Annotated in this window: 17 protein-coding genes and 1 pseudogene; 7 read left to right on the top strand and 11 right to left on the bottom strand. The window is 58.1% G+C overall.

The window, feature by feature from the left end; translation table 11 throughout:
* Positions 1–160: 160 nt before the first annotated feature.
* The gene (locus QRN38_RS19795) at positions 161–805 is read left to right on the top strand and encodes a TetR/AcrR family transcriptional regulator (RefSeq protein WP_057417963.1); all 645 of its coding nucleotides are present in this window, start codon (positions 161–163) and stop codon (positions 803–805) included.
* Between the two features lie 231 nt (positions 806–1,036).
* On the opposite strand, the pseudogene QRN38_RS19790 reads toward QRN38_RS19795, so the two are convergent.
* From QRN38_RS19790 to QRN38_RS19760, 7 genes and pseudogenes are all read right to left on the bottom strand, one after another.
* Positions 1,037–1,569, bottom strand: a pseudogene (locus QRN38_RS19790) (RHS repeat-associated core domain-containing protein); the annotation flags it as partial.
* Between the two features lie 134 nt (positions 1,570–1,703).
* The gene (locus tag QRN38_RS19785) at positions 1,704–1,919 is read right to left on the bottom strand and encodes a TOBE domain-containing protein (protein ID WP_002555770.1); all 216 of its coding nucleotides are present in this window, start codon (positions 1,917–1,919) and stop codon (positions 1,704–1,706) included.
* 25 nt (positions 1,920–1,944) lie between these two features.
* On the bottom strand, positions 1,945–2,757 hold the full coding sequence (ssuB, locus tag QRN38_RS19780; protein ID WP_005767087.1) for an aliphatic sulfonates ABC transporter ATP-binding protein: 813 nt from the start codon (positions 2,755–2,757) through the stop codon (positions 1,945–1,947).
* On the bottom strand, positions 2,754–3,551 hold the full coding sequence (gene ssuC, locus QRN38_RS19775) for an aliphatic sulfonate ABC transporter permease SsuC (protein WP_057417962.1): 798 nt from the start codon (positions 3,549–3,551) through the stop codon (positions 2,754–2,756). Before ssuC ends, ssuB begins: the two co-directional genes overlap by 4 nt.
* A 28-nt stretch (positions 3,552–3,579) precedes the next feature.
* Positions 3,580–4,545: a sulfonate ABC transporter substrate-binding protein gene (locus tag QRN38_RS19770; protein WP_005767090.1), complete on the bottom strand. Its 966-nt coding sequence runs from the start codon at positions 4,543–4,545 to the stop codon at positions 3,580–3,582.
* 312 nt (positions 4,546–4,857) lie between these two features.
* Positions 4,858–5,496 (bottom strand): peroxiredoxin, encoded by a 639-nt coding sequence (locus tag QRN38_RS19765; RefSeq protein WP_057417481.1) that lies wholly within the window; start codon positions 5,494–5,496, stop codon positions 4,858–4,860.
* A 169-nt stretch (positions 5,497–5,665) separates the two neighbouring features.
* A complete protein-coding gene (locus QRN38_RS19760) occupies positions 5,666–7,012 on the bottom strand; it encodes an OprD family outer membrane porin (protein ID WP_007246835.1) in 1,347 nt (448 codons plus the stop codon).
* 756 nt (positions 7,013–7,768) lie between these two features.
* Between QRN38_RS19760 and tauA the strand changes: the two genes are divergently transcribed.
* From tauA to tauC, 3 genes are read left to right on the top strand one after another with little or no spacing between them, the layout of a single operon-like run.
* Positions 7,769–8,746 carry a taurine ABC transporter substrate-binding protein gene (gene tauA, locus QRN38_RS19755; protein ID WP_057417482.1) on the top strand — a complete coding sequence of 326 codons (978 nt, stop codon included), beginning with the start codon at positions 7,769–7,771 and terminating at the stop codon, positions 8,744–8,746.
* A gap of 17 nt (positions 8,747–8,763) precedes the next feature.
* Positions 8,764–9,549, top strand: a complete 786-nt coding sequence (gene tauB / locus QRN38_RS19750) for a taurine ABC transporter ATP-binding subunit (RefSeq protein WP_005767098.1) — start codon at positions 8,764–8,766, stop codon at positions 9,547–9,549.
* A gap of 14 nt (positions 9,550–9,563) precedes the next feature.
* Positions 9,564–10,403 carry a taurine ABC transporter permease TauC gene (gene tauC / locus QRN38_RS19745; protein WP_122287199.1) on the top strand — a complete coding sequence of 280 codons (840 nt, stop codon included), beginning with the start codon at positions 9,564–9,566 and terminating at the stop codon, positions 10,401–10,403.
* Positions 10,404–10,749: 346 nt separating this feature from the next.
* On the opposite strand, the gene QRN38_RS19740 is transcribed toward tauC, so the two are convergent.
* On the bottom strand, positions 10,750–11,190 hold the full coding sequence (locus QRN38_RS19740; protein WP_057417483.1) for a hypothetical protein: 441 nt from the start codon (positions 11,188–11,190) through the stop codon (positions 10,750–10,752).
* Here QRN38_RS19740 and trmL point away from each other — a divergent pair.
* The gene (gene trmL / locus QRN38_RS19735; protein WP_007246841.1) at positions 11,189–11,644 is read left to right on the top strand and encodes a tRNA (uridine(34)/cytosine(34)/5-carboxymethylaminomethyluridine(34)-2'-O)-methyltransferase TrmL; all 456 of its coding nucleotides are present in this window, start codon (positions 11,189–11,191) and stop codon (positions 11,642–11,644) included. The genes QRN38_RS19740 and trmL overlap by 2 nt on opposite strands.
* A gap of 68 nt (positions 11,645–11,712) precedes the next feature.
* Here trmL and secB read toward each other — a convergent pair whose 3' ends face one another.
* From secB to QRN38_RS19720, 3 genes are read right to left on the bottom strand one after another with little or no spacing between them, the layout of a single operon-like run.
* Positions 11,713–12,207, bottom strand: coding sequence for a protein-export chaperone SecB (gene secB, locus QRN38_RS19730; RefSeq protein WP_005621582.1), 495 nt, complete (start codon positions 12,205–12,207; stop codon positions 11,713–11,715).
* A 40-nt stretch (positions 12,208–12,247) separates the two neighbouring features.
* Positions 12,248–12,499 carry a glutaredoxin 3 gene (gene grxC, locus QRN38_RS19725; RefSeq protein WP_024677928.1) on the bottom strand — a complete coding sequence of 84 codons (252 nt, stop codon included), beginning with the start codon at positions 12,497–12,499 and terminating at the stop codon, positions 12,248–12,250.
* Between the two features lie 2 nt (positions 12,500–12,501).
* Positions 12,502–12,915, bottom strand: coding sequence for a rhodanese-like domain-containing protein (locus QRN38_RS19720; RefSeq protein WP_004397172.1), 414 nt, complete (start codon positions 12,913–12,915; stop codon positions 12,502–12,504).
* 156 nt (positions 12,916–13,071) lie between these two features.
* On the opposite strand from QRN38_RS19720, the gene gpmI reads away from it, so the two are divergent.
* On the top strand, positions 13,072–14,604 hold the full coding sequence (gpmI, locus tag QRN38_RS19715; RefSeq protein ID WP_057417484.1) for a 2,3-bisphosphoglycerate-independent phosphoglycerate mutase: 1,533 nt from the start codon (positions 13,072–13,074) through the stop codon (positions 14,602–14,604).
* Positions 14,605–14,756: 152 nt separating this feature from the next.
* The gene (locus QRN38_RS19710; protein ID WP_007246843.1) at positions 14,757–16,079 is read left to right on the top strand and encodes a murein hydrolase activator EnvC family protein; all 1,323 of its coding nucleotides are present in this window, start codon (positions 14,757–14,759) and stop codon (positions 16,077–16,079) included.
* Positions 16,080–16,085 lie beyond the last annotated feature (6 nt).

Here is a 16,085-nt window from a genome sequence, read left to right as displayed (position 1 = left end):
AGAACGGCATACCCACGCGGAGCATGGGCACGATGGTGTTCTTGCGGGCGACTATCGTTCCGCACGCTCCAGCGTGGGAGCGATAATCGTTTGGCGACGACAGAGATTCATCCAGTCAGAATCCCTTACAATGCCGCCAGCCCAATCAAGAGCAACGCCCATGACACGCGCCGCCACTCCCCGCAAACCGCAAGCACGCAGCCAGGCCAGGATCGATTCGATTCTCGACGCCGCGCGCACATTGCTTGCCGAACAAGGGGTGGCCAGCCTGTCGATCTACAGCGTGGCTGAACGCGCCGGCATTCCGCCTTCGTCGGTGTATCACTTCTTCGCCAGCGTTCCGGCGCTACTCGAAGCACTGACCGCCGACATCCACGCCGCCTTCCGCGCATCGCTGCAGGCGCCCATCGATCACGATCAGCTCACCACCTGGCGCGACCTGTCACGCATCGTCGAACTGCGCATGCTGGCCATCTACAACGCCGACGCCGCCGCCCGCCAGTTGATCCTCGCCCAGCACGGCCTGACCGAAATCAACCAGGCCGACCGCCAGCACGACATTGAACTGGGGCACTTGATGCTTGAGGTCTTTGACCGCCACTTCCAGCTGCCTGCGCTGCCAGATGACGTGGACGTGTTTGCGCTGGCAATGGAACTGGGGGATCGGGTGTATGCGCGCTCAGTGCAGTTGCATGACGTGATTACACAGCGCATGGCGGAGGAAGGCATGCGCGTGTTTGATGCTTATTTGGGGTTGTATTTGCCGGTGTTTTTGGGGAAGAGACTGTTCATAGCCAAAGCGTGATCTATCGTACTGATGTAGCTGCCCCCGAAGTAGGTGGGTCAGGGCCTGATGAAGTATGTGCTGTTGTCGCTGCCAGCTCATTTACTAATGGGCTTGCGTATTTCGATTGAGCACCTTGGCGTTGCGCCTGATCGGAAAGTCCCAAACTCTGTAAAGCCTAATGCTTTCTTTACGGGCCACCGTAGCATTGTGCATCGCGAGCCTTGGTAGGTTATTCAAGGAATTTTTAAACGGCATATGCCCCGTCTCATCCCCAAACCCAACCGGATCCCCACCCACATACCCATACGCATTCAACCCACCCTCATCAAACGGGCTCAAACTGTCCGGGCTGTTAAAGCGCATCAACACCGGGTTATAAGCGCGATACCCATTTCCCAACAGATAATGCCCGGTCACCTGATCGCGTCGCTCGCCATTGAACCCCAGCAAGCTGGTCAAGCCGCTTTCAGCCGGACGGTGACCGTAGGGGCTGTAGGCAATAGGCTCAGTACCCGCTTTATCCACAAGCTGCAAAACAGAGCGCTGCTGATCGGTTGCCAGCAGCGTGGTTTCCAGCACACCCTCAACACGCCGCTGCTGAGCCAATAACAGGTCGTCATGCTGAAGACCGTACGCCGCAACGCGCCCTGTATTTCGGTCGCCAGGCGGTTCTTCTGATAGAAGCGCTGAAGGTCCGCCTGCCCGACTGGCGAACTGGATGCCAGACGATCCAGTGGGTCGTAGCGATAACGACATAACACTGCTTGATTTGAAGAGGCCATGGCCAGACGTTCCAAAAGGAATCGGTCTTTAGCATCCGGCAAAACCGCTAAACCGCCTACCTCACAGAACTGCTAGGTAAACAGCAAAAAACCCCGGAGGGCCAGGACCGTCCGGGGTGTTTTTTGCCCATCGTTTACAGCTTGGCGATGGAGACTTCGGTCGACTTCACGAAGGCGATCACTTCGCTGCCTACGACCAGTTCCAGCTCTTTGACCGAGCGGGTGGTGATGACCGAGGTCACGACGCCCGATGCGGTCTGTACGTCGATTTCCGACAGCACGTCGCCGTGAACGATTTCCTTGATGGTGCCTTTGAACTGGTTACGAACGTTGATGGCTTTAATAGTCATGGCGTGTCTTCCTTTGGGATCAGGGTTAATTTGCCCAGCGCAGTTGCGTGGGCAGTGGCGAAAACGGTTCCGGGTCAGGTGGCGAGCCGGGGATGGCCAGCACGCGGTTAAGCACTTCTGCTTCCAGAGCGGCGAGGCGATGTGAGCCGCGAGCTCGCGGGCGTGGCAGATCGACCAGCAGATCGAGGCCGATCTGGCCTTCTTCGATCAGAATCACGCGGTCGGCAATGGCGACCGCTTCGCTGACATCGTGGGTGACCAGCAGCACCGTGAAGCCATACTGGCCCCACAGCTTTTCAATCAGTTGTTGCATTTCGATCCGGGTCAGGGCGTCCAGCGCGCCCAGTGGTTCGTCGAGCAACAGCAGCCGCGGCTTGTGAATCAGCGCGCGAGCCAGTGCAACACGCTGCTTCTGGCCACCGGACAATGCAGCCGGCCACTCGTTGGCACGTTCAGCCAACCCGACGGCCTCAAGCGCTTCGAGTGCCTGCGGTCGCCAGTTGCCACCGAGGCCCAGACCGACGTTGTCGATGACCTTCTTCCAGGGCAGCAAGCGCGCCTCCTGGAACATCAAGCGCGTGTCTTCGCGGGCATCGTCCAGCGGCGCAGAGCCTGCGAGCAATTGACCCTCGGTTGGCTTGTCGAGACCGGCAAGCAGGCGCAGCAGGGTGCTTTTACCGCAACCACTACGGCCGACAATGGCGACGAACTGACCGGCCGGAATGTGCAGGTCGATGTCCTTGAGCACTTCGCGGGTGCCAAACGCTTTTTTCAGGTTTTGCACCGCCAGCGGGATACCGCGCAGCAGGTGCGGGGGTTGTTGTTTCAGACTGGTCATGCGGCACCGCCTTTGCTCACTTGATAGGCCGGATGCCAGCGCAGGCAGACACGCTCAAGGCCGCGCGCCGCCAGATCGGCCAGCTTGCCGAGGACTGCGTACAACACGATGGCCAGCACCACGATGTCGGTCTGCAGAAATTCCCGCGCATTCATTGCCAGATATCCGATGCCGGAACTGGCCGAAATGGTTTCCGCCACGATCAACGTCAGCCACATGAAGCCCAGCGCAAAGCGTACGCCCACCAGAATCGAAGGCATGGCGCCCGGCAGGATCACATGCCGAAACAGGCTGAAGCCGGACAAGCCGTAGCTGCGGGACATTTCTACCAGCGCCGGATCGATGTTGCGGATGCCGTGGTAGGTGTTCAGGTAAATCGGGAACAGCGTGCCCAGTGCGACCAGAAATATCTTCGCGGTCTCGTCGATGCCGAACCACAGAATGACCAGCGGGATCAGCGCCAGGTGCGGCACGTTACGGATCATCTGCACCGAGCTGTCCAGCAGGCGTTCGCCCCATTTGCTCAGGCCGGTAATAAAGCCCAGTGCCAGACCTATGCCGCCGCCGATGGCAAAGCCGATTCCGGAGCGCCAGCCGCTGATCGCCAGGTGGGTCCAGATTTCGCCGCTGGCAACCAGCGTGGCACCCGCTTCAATGACTGCGCTGGGTGCGGGCAGAATGCGTGTGGATAACCAGCCGGCACTGACTGACAGCTGCCAGATGGCCAATAACAGGACTGGAAGTGCCCAGGGCGCCAGTCGATGAACGATGCGTTGCGAAGCACTGAGGCTCATGGAGTTGTCTCCTCGAGGGGCCTGTTTGTCACTGTGCTTGAGCAACAGCAGCAGGTGGCGTCCAGACCACGTCAGCAATGCTGAGCGGCTTGGGGATCAATTTGAGCTGGTAGAAGGTGTCGGCAATTTTCTGCTGCGCGGCGACCACCGGCGGGGTGATGAACAGCGCGCCGTAGCCCTGGCGTTTCACCGAGGTCAACGTGATGTCGGCGGGCAGCCCCAGCAGCGGTGCGACCTGTTTGGTCACTTCGTCGGGGTGGGCCTTGGACCACTCGCCCACCGCGCGGACTTCTTCGATCACGGCCTGAATCACTTTTGGATTTTTCTGCGCGTAAGGCTTGGTCGCCAGATAGAACTGGTGGTTGTCGACAATGCCAGTGCCGTCTTTCAGCGTGCGGGCCTGCAATTGCTTTTCAGCAGCGGCCTGGTAAGGGTCCCAGATGACCCAGGCGTCTACGCTACCACGTTCGAAAGCGGCACGCGCATCGGCTGGCGGCAGGAACACGGTCTGAATATCGGTGTATTTGAGACCTGCATCTTCCAGCGCCTTAACCAACAGGTAATGAACGTTGGAACCTTTATTGAGGACGACTTTCTTGCCTTTAAGGTCTTTTACCGAGGTAATCGGCGAGTCCTTGGGCACCAGAATGGCTTCGCTGGTTGGTGCAGGCGGCTCGTACGCGACGTACAGAAGATCTGCGCCTGCTGCTTGAGCGAAGACCGGTGGCGTTTCACCGGTCACACCGAAATCGATGGAGCCTACGTTCAGGCCTTCAAGCAACTGCGGGCCACCCGGGAACTCGGTCCACTGAACCTTGACGCCCTGCTCGGCCAGGCGCTTTTCCAGCGAGCCCTTGGCCTTGAGCAGCACCAGCGTGCCGTATTTCTGATAACCGATGCGCAGATCTTCCGCCTGGGCCTGAGTGACCGCACCAAGAGCGACCGCAGCAGCAAACAGGGCGACAAGGCTTCGACGCAAAATGACAGTGCGCATATGCGCTCCTTTACCGGGTGTTGGGTAGTGCCTGCTCGGCCAGTCGTAGACGAACAAGGCGGGAATAGGGACGACCTTAACAGCACATTTTTATATCTATAAATCTTATTTATTCATTTAGTTATTCCATAAATGAATATAAAGAAAAATACTATTTTTCGACTATCGTGCGACGCTCCGCGTCGCATGCCGTTCTGGACGCTCTGCGTCCGGCCTTGCCAGCGCTGCACTGAAGTGAACGGGGGGGTTCGGGCGCCATAAAAAAGGGCCGATAAATCGGCCCGAATAACCCCACGCCTGGTAGATCGAAAATCAGCGGTTTGGCTGTGGCGTCAGTCGCAGATAAGGCGTGACGGCCTTGTAGCCTTTGGGAAAGCGTTCTTTGATTTCGGCTTCGTCCTTGATCGACGGCACGATCACTACATCATCACCATCCACCCAGTTGGCAGGCGTGGCGACTTTATAGTTGTCGGTCAGTTGCAGGGAGTCGATGACCCGTAGAATCTCGTGGAAATTGCGCCCGGTGCTGGCCGGATAGGTGATGGTCAGACGCACTTTCTTGTTCGGGTCAATCACGAATAGCGAGCGCACGGTCAGCGTGTCGTTGGCATTGGGGTGAATCAAGTCATACAGGTCGGAAACCTTGCGGTCGGCATCGGCCAGAATCGGAAAGTTGACCTGGGTATTCTGCGTGGTGTTGATGTCGTCGATCCACTTGATGTGCGAATCAACCGGGTCAACGGACAGCGCGATGGCTTGAACGCCGCGCTTGGCGAACTCATCTTTCAATTTGGCAGTGAAGCCCAGCTCTGTGGTGCAGACAGGCGTGAAGTCTGCCGGATGAGAAAACAACACACCCCAGCTGTTGCCGAGCCATTCATGGAAACGGATACGACCTTCGCTGGATTCCTGCTCGAAGTCAGGGGCGATGTCGCCAAGTCGCAGTGTCATGGTGTTGCTCCTTGTGATATTCGGGTGTATCTGGGTATAGCCTGACTGTGCGCCCTGTGAAAGGAAATTAAAAAGAATAAATAACGACAGATATATACCGATAAGGAATATCAGAAAGCAGACAAAAGAAACCCCGCACTCGGCGGGGTTTCTTCACGCTTCAGTACACTTACAAGAAGTTGTAGGTGTAGTTGAAGAGAATACGGGTTTGATCGGTATCAGCAGTAGTGGCAACGTCACCGCGGAAGGTGCCGTGACGTACAGTGGTGCCGAAGCCTTTCAACACGCCGCTTTGAATCACGTAGTCAACGCGCATATCGCGTTCCCACTCGGAGTGAGTACCCAGATTGCGGTTTACGTCACGGATGTCATCACCGCTCAAGTAAGCAATCGCGGCTTTCAAACCTGGAACACCGACCTTGGCGAAGTCATACGAGTACTGACCGAATGTGGTGTTTTCACCAGCACGGTTGAAGCCGTTGATCATCGAATCGGTGAACAGGTAGAAGCTTGAACCGCCGTTGCCTTCAGGACGGCCGCGACCGTCCACTACGTTACCCTGGCCAAGGAAGACCATGCCGCCGCTGTCACCCACTTGCTGGTGACCAACCATGAACGAGTGACCGCCCAAAGCGTAGGTGAACATGGCAGACCAGGTCTGGTTGTCGACTTCACCGGTGTGTGAGGCGTAACCACCGTTGTTGTTGAAGCGATAGCCTGCGGCGGCCTCGCTGTTTTTACCGTCAGAGCTGCTGTTGAAATAACGCAGGTCAGTCTTGAAAGACTGGTTGTCGCTGATCGGGTAAACATGAACCAGGCCCAGGAAGTGCTGCTTGTAGAAGTCTTCCAGGTTGGCGTAGTAGTACTGCAAGGTCAGGTCTTTGGTAACTTTCCAGTCAGCACCCGCGAAACGGAACTGATCGGCGGTCTGAGTAGCACCGGCAACGGACAGGTCAGTCCAGTTGCTCGAAGCACGGCCTATGGACTTGTTCAGTTGACCGGCAGTGAAAGTAACGTTGTCCAGATCCTTCGAAGTCAGGATGCCGCCCTCAAAAGCTTGAGGCAACAGACGACCATCGTTGGCGACCAGAATTGGCAGGTTAGGCGCCAGAGCGTTACCGACCTTCAATTCAGTTTTGGAGAAGCGCATCTTGGCGTTGGCGCCTACACGGGACCAGTCGCTGACCGAAGAACCATCAGTATCGGTCGGAACAACGGTGTTGGCCGTGTTGACAGTATGGTGCTGAATGCCGCCGCCCAGATGGAGACCCATCACGGCTTGTGCATCAAGACCAAACCCAACGGTGCCCTGGGTAAAGCCCGAGGTGTAGTCAAATTTCAAACCGGTCGCGGTTTCGCGCTGATCGGGTGCACGACGGCCTTCACGCAGGTCGTTGTTGAAATACAGAGTACGAGAACTGACGGACGCTTTGCTGTCTTCAAGGAAACCAGCTGCACCGGCCTGCTGAGCCAATGCCGCGACGGTTACGGCCAAGGCCAGGGTGGACTTCTTCATTGCTACGCTCCTCGTGAATCTAATTTTTTATGTCCTTGGTGCCGGGCTTTGCCCTGACCCAAGGATTTCGCGAAAGGTGACAGTCCCGACCTGGAGATCAATGGATTCTGTACACCCCGACTTTTGACTAGACCGCGTATGTCGATGGCCGCACGGGAGTGTGTTTTCTTCATGCTCAAAAATAACCATTTCACAGTTATCAAGAACCTTCAGCTATATGTCACAACTCGTGTCAGCCAGGACGTCACGGAGTGTATCGACCTAATTGTGTAATTCCCAAAATTTATTTTTGGACCATTCGTCAGATCGTTTGGTTTTGTGCACCAGACTGCCCAAATTGAGACTGACCAGTCACAGGCCCCCACGGCACTGCGTTACTGGCAAGCCAGCAAAAGCCTTGTAAAACGGGCACTTCGAAGAGATTAAGCGGTTAATGTGACAGTTGTCACCACTTTGACGGCAGGCGTTGTGCCATCGCAAAATAATTTCGAAAATCCGCTCAAAACAGGCTTTTTGGGCACTTTTTACCACTCAAAACACGCATTCGACTGTAGTCCAGATGAACAAAAAAGCAATTTCAGTGTCGTGCGCCACTGGCTCGGGCCGATTGGCCGATGCGAAACCTGGCGATCGTGTGCATGCACGCAGCAGAACACCTCATAAGCTAATGCCTAAAAGTTATTTATTTTAGGATTTTTAGATCACTTAGTCTCCATCTCCAGCCTGTCCCCGGCCCGTCTGATTCGGAGCTTCATCATGAAAATGCATTTTTCCCTGCGCCTGCTGACAGCGCTGTCGTTGACTGGCGCAACCTTTCTCGCACAAGCAGCCGATTTTACGGTTGCCTACCAGACCACTGTCGATCCAGCCAAGGTGGCGCAGGCCGACAATGCCTACGAAAAAGCCACTGACTCGAAAATCGCCTGGCGCAAGTTCGACAACGGGGCCGACGTCATCACTGCCATCGCTTCGGGCGACGTACAGATCGGGTATCTAGGCTCGAGCCCTTTCACTGCGGCCGCCACGCGCAAACTGCCGGTCGAGACCTTCCTGATCGCCACTCAGATCGGCGCTGCCGAGGCACTGGTTGCGCGCAATGGCTCGGGTATCAATTCGCCTCAGGACCTGATCGGCAAGAAGATTGCCGTGCCGTTCGTTTCCACCGGCCACTACAGCCTGCTCGCGGCACTCAAGCACTGGAACATCGACCCGGCCAAGGTCACGATTCTGAACCTCGCGCCGCCAGCCATTGCCGCCGCGTGGAAACGCGGTGACATCGACGCGACCTACGTCTGGGACCCGGCGCTGGGTGTAGCCAAGGAAACCGGCAAGGTGCTGATCACTTCCGGCGAACTGGCCAAGGTTGGCGCGCCGACGTTCGACGCCTGGATCGTACGCAAGGACTTCGCCAGCAAACACCCGGAAGTCGTCAAAGCGTTCGCCAAAGTGACGCTGGATGCCTATGCCCAGTATCGCCAGGACCCTGCGGCGTGGATCGCCAACCCGGCGAACGTCGACAAGTTGACCCGGCTTTCCGGCGCCAAGGCGTCTGACGTACCGGAACTGCTGCAAGGCAATGTCTATCCGCTGGCCACCGAGCAGAGCTCACTGCTGGGCACACCGACCATCGAAGCGGTAGCCAAAACTGCGGCGTTCCTTAAAGAACAAGGCAAGGTCGACGCGGTGCTGCCTGATTACTCGCCGTACGTCAGCAACGCATTCATCCCGCAATAAATCGCGAGGAAATCCCCATGGCTTTGTTGCAGCTGGAGGGCATCGGCGCTCACTACCCCGGTGCAGCAGCACCCGTGCTGGAGAACATCAACCTGAGTCTGGGGCCACAGCAATTGCTGGTGGCGCTCGGGCCGTCAGGCAGCGGCAAGACCTCGCTGCTGAATCTGATTGCCGGGTTCGTCACACCCAGCGGCGGGCGCATCACGCTGGACGGCAGCGCCGTCGAAGGGCCAGGTGCCGAGCGCGGCGTGGTGTTTCAGGATAATGCACTGTTGCCCTGGCAGGACGTGCTGGCCAATGTTGCATTTGGCCTGGAACTGGCCGGCGTCAGCCGCAGCGAACGCGAAGCAAAGGCGCGGGAAATGCTGGCGCTGGTGGACCTGATCGGCTTTGAACAGCGGCGTATCTGGGAGCTGTCCGGCGGGCAACGGCAACGCGTGGGTCTGGCCAGAGCGCTGGCAGCCGACCCACGCATTCTATTGATGGACGAGCCCTTCGGCGCACTGGACGCTTTCACCCGCGAACAGATGCAGGAATTGTTGCTGCAAGTCTGGCAACGCACCGCCAAACCGGTGTTTCTGATTACCCACGATATAGAAGAAGCGGTTTTTCTCGCTACTGACCTGATTCTGCTGGCGCCCGACCCCGGGCGTATTGCGCAGCACCTGCAACTGGACTTCGGCCGCCGCTACAGCGCTGGCGAGTCGGCTCGTGCGATCAAGTCTGACCCAGGCTTTATCGAAACCCGCGAACAGGTGCTGGCCAGCGTGTTTGCCCAACGTGCCGGAGAACAGCGCGCATGAGCAGCCATGAGCCGATCAGCAGCCATGAACTGACAGGCATCGCCAACCTTGCAGGTAAACCACCTGTCGCCCGCAGGCCGCGGGTCTATCCGGGCACCCGGGCCATCAGCGCTCTGACCCTCGTCACGCTGCTGGCCCTGTGGTGGGCGGTAACGGCCGGAGGCTGGATCGAGCCACTGTTCCTGCCGCCGCCAGCGGATGTACTGGGCAAAGGCTGGCTACTGATGACCAAGGGCTACATGGACTCCACGCTCTGGCAGCATCTGGGTGCCAGCTTGCAACGTATCGGCCTGGCCTTGGGCGCAGCGACTCTCACCGCGATTCCGGTCGGCATTGCCATCGGCCAGAACCGCATCGCTCGCGGGATTTTCGACCCGCTGATCGAGTTCTACCGTCCCATACCGCCATTGGCCTACCTGCCGCTGATCGTGATCTGGTTCGGCATCGGCGAGTTTTCCAAGGTGCTGTTGATCTACCTGGCGATCTTCGCGCCGATTGCCATCGCCACAGCCACCGGAGTGCGCACCGTGGACCCTGCCCGGGTGCGGGCTGCGCAATCGCTGGGGGCCACGCGCTGGCAACTGATTCGCCATGTCATCGTGCCCAGCGCGTTACCGGACATTCTTACCGGCATTCGCATCGGCCTGGGCGTGGGTTGGTCGACACTGGTCGCCGCAGAACTCATCGCCGCGACCAGCGGGCTTGGCTTCATGGTCCAGTCCGCTGCGCAGTTTCTGGTGACTGATGTGGTGGTACTGGGGATTCTGGTCATCGCCATCATCGCTTTTGCGATGGAACTGGGCCTGCGCGCGCTGCAACGCAAACTGGTGCCGTGGCATGGTCAGCATCATTAATGCATCAGTATGGGTGTTTGCATCGTGACGGTGCGCACATTGAGTGCATCTCCCGAGGCTGCGCAATCAAGCGAAAGGCACCGCTCAGAATTCGAGACGCTAAAGTGACAGGCGTGCCAAGCGTTTTTCAAAAATGTTGCCCAGGCAGCAGCCCCTAGGAATAAACCCAGCCTACTCAAGGGCTTATGGATTTTAAAGACACCGCAACCAAGCAATATGTAATCCGATATGACTATAAAAATGCGTTCTTTCGGATTAATTCTCAAAACTGGCACGCACTCTGCAATAAGTCTTGTATCACCCGTTTTGGGGACCTTGGTACAGGCAGGCCGGGGATTCCCCTCTTTTATTCCTCCTGGAGACTGACCTCCAGTCTCCAGCGCCCGTCCACCTTCTCAGTGCGCCAGTCGCCATGAAGCGGACGGGCTGCCAGGAGCGTCAGCACCAAGCCCTTCTCCCCTTGCTCTACTTTCCAGCGTGCGACCTTGTTGTCGAACCTCAACTGGCCCGTCCACGGCCGCCCCGACGCATCGACGTTGAGCACTACAGCGCCATCGACCGTCGCCCCCTGATACTTGGGCTCTTCGTTGAACCACAGCGCCAGCCCGGTGGGTAACTCCTCAATCTGCTCAAGCTCGACGGGGTCTGGCTGCTGCAAGCGACCGATAATCGTACCCACGGTGAAGCCGACAATCGCCATAGAGCCAAGAACGCGTGGCCAGAGCTTCGGTCTCGGGTCCTCTTCAGGGGTAGAATGCATCCCGTCCTTTTGTCCGGAGCCGTGCATGTTTCACGTCATCCTTTTTCAACCAGAAATTCCGCCGAATACCGGCAATGTCATCAGGCTGTGCGCCAACAGTGGCTGCACCCTGCATTTGATCGAGCCGCTGGGTTTCGAGCTGGACGACAAGCGCCTGCGCCGTGCCGGTCTCGATTACCACGAGTATGCCACGCTGCAGACGCACGCAGACCTGGCAAGCTGCCTGGAGAAGATCGGCAACCCTCGGTTGTTCGCCTTCACCACCAAAGGCTCGCGGCCTTTTCATGATGCGAGCTTTACGCCAGGCGATGCGTTTCTGTTCGGCCCTGAAAGCCGTGGCCTGCCCGCCGACATTCTCGACTCGCTGAGCAGCGAACATCGCCTGCGCCTGCCCATGCGCGAAGGCTGCCGCAGCCTGAACCTGTCCAACACCGTGGCGGTGGCCGTCTATGAAGCGTGGCGCCAGCACGGGTTTGCCTGACCGCGAGCTGCCAGGCACAAAAAAGCGCCCCGAAAGGCGCTTTTTCATCGCTGTAATAGCCGTAATGCTTACTGCACAGTCGGCATTGGCGTTTCGCCAGCTTCCTGCATGCGTTGCAGCTCTTGCGCGTACAGGGCGTCGAAGTTCACCGGGGCCAGCATCAGCGCAGGGAACGAGCCACGTACGACCAGATTGTCGATGGCTTCGCGAGCGTACGGGAACAGGATGTTAGGGCAGAACGCGCCCAGTGTGTGGCTCATTGCGGCGTCGTCCAGACCCTTGATCAGGAAGATACCGGCCTGTTGCACTTCAACGATGAACGCAACTTCTTCGCCATTGTTGACGGTCACCGACAGGGTCAGCACGACTTCGTAGAAATCACCTTCCAGCGGCTTCTGACGAGTGTTCAGGTCCAGGCTGACGGTCGGCGTCCACTCTTGGCGGAAGATTGCCGGGCTTTTTGGCGCTTCAAACGACAGGTCGCGAACGTAGATACGCTGCAGGGAAAATTGCGGGCCGTTTTCTTCGTTGGCAACAGCGCCGTTGTTCGGTTGATCGGTCATCTCGGATCCTTGTCAGATAGGGCTGAAAGATTAAAGGGAATCAGGCCAGCAGGGCATCAAGCTTGCCGGCACGTTCCAGAGCAAACAGGTCATCGCAGCCGCCCACGTGGGTCGGGCCGATCCAGATCTGCGGTACAGAAGTACGACCGGCCTTCCTGGTCATTTCGGCGCGCAGTTGCGGCTTGCCGTCGACCCGGATTTCTTCGAAGGCTACGCTCTTGCTCTGCAACAGCTGCTTGGCACGTATGCAATACGGGCAGTAGTCGCTGGAATAGACGATGACTTGAGCCATATTCATTTCACCAGAGGAAGATTATCGCCGCGCCAGCTGGAAATCCCGCCGGACAACTTGGCCGCCTTGAAGCCGGTTTTGAGCAGCTCGCGGGCGGTAGAGCCCGCATGCTGCCCCATTGCATCGACTATGATCAACGTCTTGTCCTTGTATTTCTGCAGTTCGGCGGTGCGGGTCAGCACCTTGTCCTGCGGAAAATTCAGGGAGCCAACGATGTGGCCGGCGGTGAAGTCCTTTTTCGAGCGCACGTCGATGACCACGCCCTGATCGCTGTTGACCAGTGCGGTCAGCTCGCGAGTGCTCAGGCTGGCGCCGCCCTTGCTCAGTTCGTAAGCAATCAGCAGGCCCAGCAGAATGACGAAGGCACCGGTGATCAAATAGTGGGTAGTGGCGAATTCAAGCAGGTGAGCAACCATCAGTAGGTTCCAGGGCGTTAAAATGTCGGCCAGTATACACAGCAGCCAAGGTCGGCCAAAGTCCGTACGGCAGTGACGCCGTTGGAACTTGTCCCTAAAATGCCGTTCCCTTGTACTTTGTTACTCTCTTTATTCAACCAGCATCGAGTGGGTTCTATGACTGCCACGCCAAAACCTCTGGTCCTTATCATCCTCGATGGCTTCGGACACAGCGAAAGCCACGAAGGCAATGCCATCCTGGCGGCGAAAATGCCCGTCATGGATCGCCTCTACAAAACCATGCCCAACGGCCTGATTTCCGGGTCGGGCATGGACGTCGGTCTGCCGGACGGGCAGATGGGCAACTCCGAAGTCGGGCACATGAACCTCGGTGCCGGTCGCGTGGTGTATCAGGATTTCACCCGGGTGACCAAGGCGATTCGTGACGGCGAGTTCTTCGAGAACCCGACCATCTGCGCCGCGGTGGATAAAGCCGTGAGCGCCGGCAAGGCGGTGCACATCATGGGCTTGCTGTCCGATGGCGGCGTGCACAGCCATCAGGATCACCTGGTGGCCATGGCCGAGCTGGCGGTAAAACGTGGCGCCGATAAAATCTATCTGCATGCGTTTCTCGACGGTCGCGACACACCACCGCGCAGCGCGAAGAAATCCCTCGAACTGATGGACGAAACCTTCGCCAGCCTGGGCAAGGGCCGCATCGCCACGATCATCGGCCGCTACTTCGCCATGGACCGCGATAACCGCTGGGACCGTGTATCGACGGCCTACAACCTGATCGTCGACAGCAGCGCCGAATTTCACGCAGCTACCGGCGTCGCCGGGCTTGAAGCTGCTTACGCGCGGGACGAGAACGACGAGTTCGTCAAGGCCACCCGCATTGGCGAGCCAGCCAACGTAGAAGACGGCGACGCCGTGGTGTTCATGAACTTCCGCGCCGACCGCGCCCGTGAACTGACCCGTGTTTTCGTCGAAGACGATTTCAAGGACTTTGAGCGCGCCCGCCAGCCCAAGGTCAATTACGTGATGCTGACCCAGTACGCGGCCAGCATCCCCGCGCCTTCGGCGTTCGCCGCCGGCAGCCTGAAAAACGTGCTGGGCGAATACCTGGCAGACAACGGCAAGACTCAACTGCGCATTGCCGAGACTGAAAAATACGCCCACGTCACTTTCTTCTTCTCGGGCGGTCGTGAAGAACCGTTTCCGGGCGAAGAGCGCATTCTGATCCCGTCGCCGAAAGTCGCGACCTACGACCTGCAGCCGGAAATGAGCGCGCCGGAAGTGACCGACAAGATCGTCGACGCCATCGAGCATCAGCGTTACGACGTCATCATCGTCAACTACGCAAACGGCGACATGGTTGGCCATAGCGGCATCATGGAAGCGGCGATCAAGGCCGTGGAATACCTCGACGTGTGTGTCGGACGGATTACCGATGCGCTGGAGAAAGTCGGCGGTGAAGCACTGATCACCGCCGACCACGGCAACGTCGAGCAGATGACCGATGACGCCACAGGCCAGGCGCACACCGCGCACACGTCCGAGCCTGTACCTTTTGTGTACGTCGGCAAACGTCAGTTGAAGGTCCGCGAAGGCGGCGTTCTGGCCGACGTGGCGCCAACCATGCTGCAAATGCTGGGCATGGAAAAACCGCAAGAGATGACCGGCCACTCGATCCTTGTGGAAGAGTAACCGTTAAAAACCGGCCTATAGCCATCAGGCAAGGCCGGGTTTTTATGCTTCAAGCCCTAAAGCAGTGGCTGCGGGGCGTTTTTTTTGCAACGCATGGCGGGCATACTAGGCCTGACATTTTTTCTCACAATTGCCCGGTATCGCCCACCCACATGCTTCGCGCCTTGATCGCCCTTGCTCTGATCTGCCTGCTCAATCCGGCGTTTGCCGAAGACGAGCGTGTGCAAACCCAAAAACAGATAGATGCTGCGCGTCAGGATGTGACGGAGCTGCAAAAGGTCCTGAGCAAGCTTCAGGAAGAACGCACAGGCGTCCAGAAAGACCTGCGCACCACTGAAACCGAAATGGGCAAGTTGGAAAAGCAGGTCGAGGTCCTGCAAAAGGAACTAAAAAAGACGGAAGCCGAGCTGCAAAAGCTCGACAGTGAGAAGAAAAAACTCAACAGCGCTCGCGTCGAACAACAGCGCCTGATTGCCATCCAGGCCCGTGCCGCCTATCAAAGCGGCCGCCAGGAATACCTCAAGCTGTTGCTCAACCAGCAGCACCCCGAGAAGTTCGCCCGCACCCTCACCTATTACGATTACCTGAGCCAGGCGCGCCTGGAGCAGCTACGCAACTTCAATGAAACCCTGCGCCAGTTGGCCAACGTCGGAAAAGAAATCGACCTGCAACAAGCACAGCTACTGGTGCAGAAGAGCAACCTGGACAGCCAGAGCGAAGAACTGGCCAAAGTCCGCCAGGAGCGTCAACAGGCACTGGCCAAACTGAATCAGGACTACAAAGCTCGCGATCAGAAACTGCAGGCCCGTCAGCAGGATCAGGCTGATCTGGCCAAAGTCCTCAAGACCATCGAAGAAACCCTGGCGCGTCAGGCACGTGAAGCCGAAGAGGCTCGCCAGAAGGCGCTGGTTGCTGCGCGCGAGGCCGAAGAGAAACGTCAGCGCGAAGCTGAGGCCATCGCCCGCAACAACAGCGCCAGCCGCAGTAAAAGCGCTGATGAACCCGCACCGCATCGCCCGGTCAAAGCCCCCGGGGCAGTCGTTTCCAGTGCCGGTGTGTCCTACGGCGGACCTTTTGCAGAGGCCAGGGGAAAACTTCCATGGCCAATCGATGGTCGACTGCTTGCGCGTTTCGGTGAAGCACGCGGTGATGACGAGCGGACCAAGTGGGACGGCGTCATGATCAGTGCCACAGCCGGCAGTCAGGTCCATGCCGTACATGGCGGACGAGTGGTGTTTGCCGACTGGTTGCGCGGTGCCGGGCTTCTGGTCATTCTGGACCACGGCAATGGCTATTTGACCCTATACGGGCATAACCAGAGCCTGCTCAAGTCGGCAGGTGACATTGTAAAAGCCGGTGAAGCGATTTCCACGGTCGGCAATAGTGGCGGTCAGGACACGGCAGCGTTGTACTTTGCTATTCGTCAGCAGGGTCGCCCCAGCGATCCGGCCCAATGGTGCCGCACTCAAGGATAAGCCGGC

Source organism: Pseudomonas sp. CFBP2511 (assembly GCF_030209255.1).
In the GTDB taxonomy this organism is placed as follows: domain Bacteria; phylum Pseudomonadota; class Gammaproteobacteria; order Pseudomonadales; family Pseudomonadaceae; genus Aquipseudomonas; species Aquipseudomonas avellanae.
The sequence above is the reverse complement of the archived record's forward strand: the minus strand, read 5'-3'. Positions and strand labels throughout refer to the sequence as shown.